This is a genomic window from Streptomyces sp. NPDC048664, from assembly GCF_040650555.1.
Lineage (GTDB): Bacteria > Actinomycetota > Actinomycetes > Streptomycetales > Streptomycetaceae > Streptomyces.
This window is the reverse complement of the sequence record NZ_JBEZHK010000050.1, coordinates 22,723-29,124: the sequence shown is the minus strand read 5'-3', so window position 1 is coordinate 29,124 and position 6,402 is coordinate 22,723. Positions and strand designations below refer to the sequence as shown.

Here is a 6,402-nt window from a genome sequence, read left to right as displayed (position 1 = left end):
AGATCTTCGTGAAGGGCGAGGTCATCAAGACGGTGCCCGAGTCGAAGATCGTGGAGACCCTGATCGAGGAGGCGATGAAGATCGCCGAACAGATGCAGAAGGACGGCGTCGCCTCCGGCGAGCCCTCGGTCTCGATCGCCGACTGATCCACCAGGCGCCCGCGGCCCCCGAACCGGGCGGCGCGGCGGCCCTGTGACGGTTCGCTCACCGAACGCCACCGAGCGGCGCCGCCGTGACACGCCAGGTACAGTGCGGAGATCAGCAGATCCCAGGGTGAGGCTCCCGCACTTGTTGACGCAGACCACCACCAGGGTGCTCGAACCGAGTGACCTGGACGCCGCGCTCGCCGTCCTCGACCGCGAGCCGGTCGCGAACGCGTTCGTGACATCGCGGGTCCAGGTCGCGGGACTCGACCCCTGGCGCCTCGGCGGCGAGATGTGGGGCTGGTACGAGGACGGCGCGCTCACCTCACTGTGCTACGCCGGAGCCAACCTGGTCCCGATCTGCGCCGGACCCCGCGCCGTACGAGGCTTCGCCGACCGCGCCCGGCGCGGTGGCCGCCGCTGCTCCTCCATCGTCGGCCCCGCCGAGGCCACCTCCCAGCTGTGGCGCCTGCTGGAGCCCACCTGGGGCCCGGCCCGGGAGGTGCGCACCCGCCAGCCGCTCATGGTCACCGACCACATGCCCGCCGACATCGCCCCGGACCCCTACGTCCGCCGCGTCCGCAAGGACGAGTTGGAGACGATCATGCCGGCGTGCGTGGCGATGTTCACCGAGGAGGTCGGCGTCTCACCCATGGCGGGCGACGGCGGGCTGCTCTACCAGGCCCGGGTCGCCGAACTCGTCGGCGCGGGACGCTCCTTCGCCCGCGTCGACGCGGACGGCAAGGTCGTCTTCAAGGCGGAGATCGGCGCGGCGACCTCGCAGGCCTGCCAGATCCAGGGCGTCTGGATCGCACCCGAGTACCGCGGCCGAGGCCTCGCCGCCCCCGGCATGGCGGCGGTACTGCGCTACGCGCTCGCCGACGTGGCCCCGGTCGTCAGCCTGTACGTCAACGACTTCAACATCGCCGCCCGGCGGACGTACCAGAGGGTGGGCTTCCGGGAAGTCGGCGCGTTCATGAGCGTGCTGTTCTAGCCGCGGTTCCCGGCACACCCGGGCCGGGCACGGCGAGCGGCTGTAGGCTCCGGACATGCCGCGTTTCCCCGGTCACGGTCACCGCACCTCCGACGATGTGGTGATCGGCCCACTGGACCTGCCCGCCCGCGTGGACGAGGCCCTCGACGTACAGGCCCTGGCGTTCGGACTGGGCGCGGAAGAGGTCGCGGTACGGCGCCAGATCGTGCTGCGGCACATGAACTACCCCGGAGCCCGCGCCCTCGGGGCCACCACGGCCGAGGGGCGGCTCGTCGGATTCGTCTACGGCATGCCGAACGACCGCACGCACTGGTGGTCCACCGTCGTCCAGCCCTACCTGCGGCTGAGGGGCAACGACGCCTGGCTCGACGACTCCTTCGTGATCACCGAACTGCACGTCCACCCCCGCCACCAGAACCGGGGCATCGGCCGCGCACTGATCACCGACATCACCGACGGCGCCGCACAGCCGCGCTCCATCCTGTCGGCGATCGACACCGAGAGCCCGGCCCGCGGCCTGTACCGCTCGCTGGGCTACACCGACCTGGCGCAGAGGGTCCTCTTCCCGAGCGCCCCCAAGCCGTACGCCGTGATGGGCGCCCCCCTGCCACTCCTGCGGCGATAACCGATTACCGCCCGCGCCGGGACCCCCGCTAACCTCCTAGCCATCACCTTTTCGCAGCAGGAGTCGAAAAACATGGCGAACGCACCGGTCCAGCGCATGTCCCAGTTGATGGCGAAGACGCTGCGCGACGACCCGGCGGACGCGGAAGTCCTCAGCCACAAGCTGCTGGTCCGGGCCGGCTACGTGCGCCGTACCGCCGCCGGCGTGTGGACCTGGCTGCCGCTCGGCAAGAAGGTCCTCGCCAACGTGGAGCGGATCGTCCGCGAGGAGATGGACGCGATCGGAGCGCAGGAAGTGCTGCTCCCCGCCCTGCTGCCGCGTGAGCCGTACGAGGCGACCGGCCGCTGGGACGAGTACGGCGCCGAGCTGTTCCGCCTCAAGGACCGCAGGGGCGGCGACTACCTGCTGGGCCCGACCCACGAGGAGATCTTCACCCTTCTGGTGAAGGACCAGGCGTCCTCCTACAAGGACCTGCCGGTGATCCTCTACCAGATCCAGACCAAGTTCCGGGACGAGGCCCGGCCGCGCGCGGGCATCCTGCGCGGACGCGAGTTCCTCATGAAGGACTCGTACTCCTTCGACACCGAGGACGAGGGCCTCGCCCGCTCCTACGCCCTGCACCGCCAGGCATACCAGCGGGTCTTCGAGCGGCTCGGCCTCGACTACCGGATCTGCGCCGCGACCGCCGGCGCGATGGGCGGCTCCAAGTCGGAGGAGTTCCTCGCACCGGCCGGCGCGGGCGAGGACACCTTCGCCGACTGCCCCAGCTGCGACTTCGCCGCCAACACCGAGGCGATCACCTACGAGCTGACGTCCGTCGACGCCTCCGGCGTGCCCGCGCTGGAGGAGATCCCGACCCCGAACACCCCCACCATCGAGACCCTCGCGGCCTCGCTCGGCGTGCCCGCCGCCGCCACCCTGAAGAACCTGCTGGTGAAGGTCGACGGCGAGATCGTCGCCGTCGGCGTTCCCGGTGACCGCGAGGTCGACATGGGCAAGGTCGAGGCGCACTTCGCCCCGGCCGCCGTCGAACTGGTCACCGTCGACGACTTCATCAGCCGGCCCGACCTGGTCCGCGGCTATGTCGGCCCGCAGGGCCTGGAGAAGGTCCGCTACATCGCCGACCCGCGCGTGGCCCCCGGCACCTCCTGGATCACCGGCGCCAACAAGGAGGGCATGCACGCGAAGAACGTGGTCGCCGGCCGCGACTTCGAGCCCGAGGCGTACGTGGACGTCGTGGTGGTGCAGGAGGGCGACCCCTGCCCCCGGTGCGGCACCGGGCTGGTGCTGGACCGCGCCATCGAGATCGGCCACATCTTCCAGCTCGGCCGCAAGTACGCCGACGCCCTCAAGCTCGACGTCCTCGGGCAGAACGGCAAGCCGGTCCGCGTGACCATGGGTTCCTACGGCATCGGCGTGTCCCGCGCGGTGGCCGCGCTCGCCGAGCAGACGGCGGACGAGCAGGGGCTGTGCTGGCCCAAGGAGGTCGCCCCGGCCGACGTGCACGTGGTGGCCGCCGGAAAGGCCCTCCAGACGGAGGTGGCCCTCGACGTCGCCCAGAAGCTGGGCGCGGCGGGCGTGCGCGTCCTGGTGGACGACCGGGCCGGCGTCTCGCCGGGCGTGAAGTTCACGGACGCCGAGCTGATCGGTGTGCCGCAGATCCTCGTGGCGGGCCGCCGCTCCGGCGAGGGCGTCCTCGAACTGAAGGACCGCAGGACGGGCGAGCGCGAGGAACTGACGGTGGACGAGGCGATCGCCCGCCTCACGGCCTGACAGCGGCCTGACACGGCGACGGCCGCCGGATTCCCCACGGGGAGCCCGGCGGCCGTCGCCGTACCCGGCCAGCCCGGGGGAGCGCTACAGCCAGCTCGCGAACTCCAGCAGCAGTTCGGCGTCCTGTTCACGTCCGACCCGGTGTGCGCGCACGCCCGACTCCACCGCCCGGAACAGGGTCCAGCCGCGCAGCCGTTCCTGGTCCAGGTCCAGGGACTCAGCCAGCCGCTTCACCCGGCGTCTGGTGATCGACGCGCCCGACGGAGAGGCGATCAGGTCCTCCACCCGATCGCGCACCAGGCGTGCCAGGTCGAAGGCGCACTCGCCGACCACGGGGTCCGGGCCCACCGCGAGCCAGGGCATCCGCTCCCCGGCCAGCACCTTGCTCTGCCGGAAGGTTCCGTGCAGCAGCCGTTCGTCCGGTGGGGCGGTCAGCATCTCCTCGCGGGCCGCGAGCGCCGTCTCGACCAGCGGTGCCACCTCCGCACGCGCCTGAGCGCTCGCCCGCATCGCACGAGCCTGCCGCTCCGTGCGTTCGGCCACCGTCTCGAAGCGGTGGCCGGCCGGCGGCTCGACCCACAGCCGGCGCAGCGTTCCGGCCGCCTCCAGCAGGGCCTTGGCCTCGGGCAGCGAGCGGACCGACATCTCCGGGTGCAGCCGCTCCAGCAGCAGGACACCCTGCCCGGGATCCGCGTCCAGCAGGCGTACGGCACCGGACCCGCCCCAGTGGGCGAGGGCCGCGCACTCGCCCTCGGGGCGGGCCCTCGGCGGGGCCAGCTTCAGCACGGCGGGCGTGCCGTCGGCCCGCCGCACCAGCACCACCAGGCTGCTGCGGCCACCGGGCGCCTGCACCCGCTCCACGGTCAACTCACGCGATTCCACGGCTTGTCGGGCCAGTTGGACGACCTGGTCCAGCCACGCGGCGCCACCGGCCGGCTGCGTCTCGCCGAGTGACCGCACCAGACGCCGCGGCGGTTCGAAAGCCATGCGTGAGATGCTCCCTTCCAGGTGTCCTGATCGGTGCGGCGCGCACACGCTCCGCGCGCACGCCTCAGTCCCACGGTTCGACCGAGGCGGTGGGGACGGCCACCGCCCGCTCGGCGAGACCCGGGAAGGCTACGCTCCCGCCGTTCCACCGCACCGCCCGCACCGCCGCCTCCCGCAGCGCGGCGGCCGCCGCTCCGCGTCTGGTGCCCGTCGTGGCCCGTACGAGGTCGGAGTAGGCGGCGGCCACCCGCAGCTCCAGTTCGGCGGCGAGCTCGATCGCCGCGGCGGAGTCCGAGACCGGGAACGGCAGCGCGTATCCCGGGGCGGCGGCGTCCGGCGTGCCGCCCAGGTCCCGCACCGACCGGGTCAGGTCGTCCCGTCGCGCGCGGTGGGCGTCGTAGGCGTCCCGGGCCTGCGAACGCAGGCTCTGCTGGATCCGCCCGCCGACGACACCGTATCCGTACACCGCCGCGTGCTCGGCGCGCAGGGCGGCCCGCAGGGCGGTGAGCTCGGCGCTCTCGGCCTTCGGCGCGCCGGTCATGTCCCGCCCTCCGTCAGCAGATAGCCGTGGGCGGCTCCGGCCGCGGCCACGGAGGCCATCAGCCGGGCCAGCTCGCCCGGCATGTCCAGCAGCGCCTTGGCCCGCCGGTCGGACAGGGCCCGTTCGGCGGACGCCAGATCCGCGAGCGCGGCCTTGGGGTCCCCGGGGACGGGCGAGGCAGGGGCCGGCACGCCGGGGGAGGCCGGTGCCGAACCGGACGCGGAGGCCGGGGCGGGCGGCCCCGGGGGACCCGAGGGCACCCGCGAGGCGGACGGCTTCGGGGACGGTGCCTTCGACCCGGCCGCTCCCGACGGCGAACCCGACGCGCCGATCGTGCCGCCGAACGCCTGTACGTGCTGGACGACTTCGGCCCGCAGCGGCCCAAGACGCGCCGCCAGCTGGGGATGTGCGGCGAGGACGGCCGTGTACCGCTCCGCGAGCGCGGCGCTCTCGCCCGCCGCGTGCGCGCGGGCCCGGGCCTCGGCGGTGGAGCCGCCGCCCCGGACGGCCCGGTCCGAGCCGCCGGAGCAGCCCGCGAGCAGGGTGGCGGCCGCGGCCGAGGCGAGCACGCTCCTTCTGCGCGGAAGGAGGCGCGGGTGCGGGGGGAACGACACGGCAGACGTCCTCGAATGGCCAGGTGACGAACGGATGGGCGAGTCGCCCGTGATCACCGTACCCGCGCGGTGCTCCGGCACTCGCCACCGGCTCGTCCGAACCGTCCGCGATCCCCCTCCCGCCGACGTGGACGGCAACACCCCCCGGGACCGGATACCCTTTCCCGTGACACACGACCCATCCCACAACAGCACACGCGGCCGAGGAGTCACCCGGATGAGCACCACCCAGAGCGAGAGGCTGCGAGAGCTGCTGGAACCGCTCGTCACCTCCCAGGGACTCGATCTCGAAGAGATCGCGGTGGACTCCGTCGGACGCAAGAAGGTGCTGCGCGTCGTCGTCGACTCCGACACCGGGGCCGACCTGGACCAGATCGCCGATGTGAGCCGCGCGCTCTCGGCGACGCTCGACGAGAGCGACGCGATGGGCGAGGGGGAGTACACCCTCGAGGTCGGAACCCCGGGCGCGGAGCGCCTCCTGACGGATCACCGGCACTACGTACGGGCCACGGGCCGGCTGGTGCGGTTCGAGGTCGCCGGGGGCGACGAACTGGTCGCCAGGATCATCGAGGTCGACGACGAGGGCGTCGACCTGGAGGTGCCCGGTGTCAAGGGCCGCAAGCCCACCGCGCGCAGACTCGCGTTCCAGGACGTCGCCAGGGCGCGGGTCCAGGTCGAGTTCGGCCGCAAGGACAAGAACGACACGAAGGAAGAGGAGGCGTAGC

General features: G+C 72.9%; 7 protein-coding genes and 1 pseudogene. 5 read left to right on the top strand and 3 right to left on the bottom strand.

The features are described 5' to 3' along the window. The 4 genes and pseudogenes from AB0C59_RS33785 to AB0C59_RS33770 form a co-directional block, all read left to right on the top strand. Nucleotides 1-146: pseudogene (locus AB0C59_RS33785) on the top strand (4-hydroxy-3-methylbut-2-en-1-yl diphosphate synthase); the annotation flags it as partial. A 142-nt stretch (nucleotides 147-288) separates the two neighbouring features. Next, nucleotides 289-1,137 (top strand): GNAT family N-acetyltransferase, encoded by an 849-nt coding sequence (locus AB0C59_RS33780; RefSeq protein ID WP_363011497.1) that lies wholly within the window; start codon nucleotides 289-291, stop codon nucleotides 1,135-1,137. A 55-nt stretch (nucleotides 1,138-1,192) separates the two neighbouring features. Continuing rightward, a complete protein-coding gene (locus AB0C59_RS33775; protein WP_363011495.1) occupies nucleotides 1,193-1,762 on the top strand; it encodes a GNAT family N-acetyltransferase in 570 nt (189 codons plus the stop codon). 72 nt (nucleotides 1,763-1,834) lie between these two features. After that, on the top strand, nucleotides 1,835-3,535 hold the full coding sequence (locus AB0C59_RS33770; protein WP_363011493.1) for a proline--tRNA ligase: 1,701 nt from the start codon (nucleotides 1,835-1,837) through the stop codon (nucleotides 3,533-3,535). 84 nt (nucleotides 3,536-3,619) lie between these two features. On the opposite strand, the gene AB0C59_RS33765 is transcribed toward AB0C59_RS33770, so the two are convergent. The 3 genes from AB0C59_RS33765 to AB0C59_RS33755 all read right to left on the bottom strand — a co-directional run bounded on the left by AB0C59_RS33765 (nucleotide 3,620) and on the right by AB0C59_RS33755 (nucleotide 5,677). Continuing rightward, nucleotides 3,620-4,522: an aminoglycoside phosphotransferase family protein gene (locus AB0C59_RS33765; protein WP_363011491.1), complete on the bottom strand. Its 903-nt coding sequence runs from the start codon at nucleotides 4,520-4,522 to the stop codon at nucleotides 3,620-3,622. Between the two features lie 64 nt (nucleotides 4,523-4,586). Beyond that, nucleotides 4,587-5,063 (bottom strand): ferritin-like domain-containing protein, encoded by a 477-nt coding sequence (locus AB0C59_RS33760; RefSeq protein ID WP_363011489.1) that lies wholly within the window; start codon nucleotides 5,061-5,063, stop codon nucleotides 4,587-4,589. Continuing rightward, nucleotides 5,060-5,677: a hypothetical protein gene (locus AB0C59_RS33755; protein WP_363011487.1), complete on the bottom strand. Its 618-nt coding sequence runs from the start codon at nucleotides 5,675-5,677 to the stop codon at nucleotides 5,060-5,062. Before AB0C59_RS33755 ends, AB0C59_RS33760 begins: the two co-directional genes overlap by 4 nt. 217 nt (nucleotides 5,678-5,894) lie before the next feature. Here AB0C59_RS33755 and rimP point away from each other — a divergent pair, with 217 nt between their 5' ends. Next, on the top strand, nucleotides 5,895-6,401 hold the full coding sequence (gene rimP / locus AB0C59_RS33750) for a ribosome maturation factor RimP (RefSeq protein ID WP_363011485.1): 507 nt from the start codon (nucleotides 5,895-5,897) through the stop codon (nucleotides 6,399-6,401). Nucleotide 6,402: the final 1 nt, after the last annotated feature.